Genomic DNA, 1,387 nt, shown 5'->3' with positions numbered 1-1,387 from the left:
CGGACCTCTGGACGGACCTGGGCCTGATGGTCACCGCGGCCGCCCGTCCCCCCGTCCCGGCCGACCTCCGGCCGGGTTTCGAGGCTGCACTCCGCGAGGCCGAACGGGCAGCCGTGCGCGGCTTCCTCGCGGCCGGCACCCCCGCGGCCGGCTGCGCCGAACTGGCGCTGGCCTGCGTCGCCCTGGCCGGTCATCACACCGCCGAGGTGCTGTGGCGGTTCCTCGACCCCGAGGAGCCCTGCCTCGTGCTGGTCTGCCCCGAGTGCGAGACCGACACCGAGTTCCCGGAGTTCCTCGTGGACCCGGTGCGGCCGCCCTTCGAGGCCCCGGCGCAGCCGGGCCCAGACCGGGAGCGGCCCGGCCCCGACCTGGTCCGCGAGGGCGAGCACCCCTGGGGCGAGGTCGCCGACGCCCTGCGGGAGGACGCACTGGGCGAAGGGTGGGAGCCCTTCCTGCGGGTGGCGCGCGCGGTCGCCGCGGCGGGCGTGCCGCGGGGAACGCCGGGGCAGGACGTGCTGTGCCTGGTCGCCGCCATGGTCGCGGTCAAGGGCACGCCGGGGTGGGCCGGAGCCCGATGGGCCAGGACGCTGATGCTGCTGACCGGCCACGTCCGCTGCCCCGACTGCGAGCAGACCTGGACGGTCGCCGACTGCCTGGCGCCGCACCCCGACGGGGCGCGCCCGCAGAACCACGGCCGCCAGGCGTGGCCACCCACCGAGGGCGAGGGCGAGGGCGGGGACGAGGCCGGGGACGAGGCCGCGCACGGCGGCCGGGCGGCAGACCCCCGCCGAACGACCGCCGGACGAACCGGACTCCGGCGCGACGGGGATCGCCTGCTCGCGTCCGACGGCACACTCCGCGGCCGCGCCGAGGCGTTCGCCTCTCCCGAGCCCGGCGCACGTGCCGGAGTCAACGCCCTGGCGGTCGTGGTGCGGCCCGGCCTGCCGACGCTGGTCGCCGGCGGCGGGGACAGCGGCGTGCTCTGCCTCTGGGACCCGGCCGACGGCCGGCTGCGCCACGGCCCGCTCCCCGGTCACCCGGACCCTGTCCGCTCGCTGACGGTCCTTCCGCTGCCCGACGGTGACGTCCTCCTGGCGAGCGGCGGGGACGCCGGGACGGTCGGCGTCCGGAACACGGCCACCGGGCAGTCGGTCCGAGAACCGGTCGGCAACTGGCTCGGGGCGGTGATCGGAATGTGCGCCGCGGCCCTGCCGGACGGCCGGACGCTGCTCGTCACGGCGACCGACCGGGGCGCGGTACGGCTGCGTGATCCGCTGACGGGCGACCCCCTCGGACGTCTCAACCCCCGGGGCCGCCGGACCACTTCGATCGCCGCCGTCCCGATCGCCGCCGACCACACGCTGATCGGGGCCGCGGACGCCCAGGG

The 1,387-nt window shown here is 77.9% G+C and carries 1 protein-coding gene; it reads left to right on the top strand.

What is annotated here, in order from left to right; translation table 11 throughout:
* A partial coding sequence (locus tag ABZ641_RS37440) for a hypothetical protein (RefSeq protein WP_359989054.1) occupies nt 1-1,387 on the top strand: 1,387 nt, incomplete at both ends.

Origin of the sequence: Kitasatospora sp. NPDC007106 (assembly GCF_040634455.1) — a bacterium.
In the GTDB taxonomy this organism is placed as follows: domain Bacteria; phylum Actinomycetota; class Actinomycetes; order Streptomycetales; family Streptomycetaceae; genus Kitasatospora; species Kitasatospora arboriphila.
The sequence above is the reverse complement of the archived record's forward strand: the minus strand, read 5'-3'. Positions and strand labels throughout refer to the sequence as shown.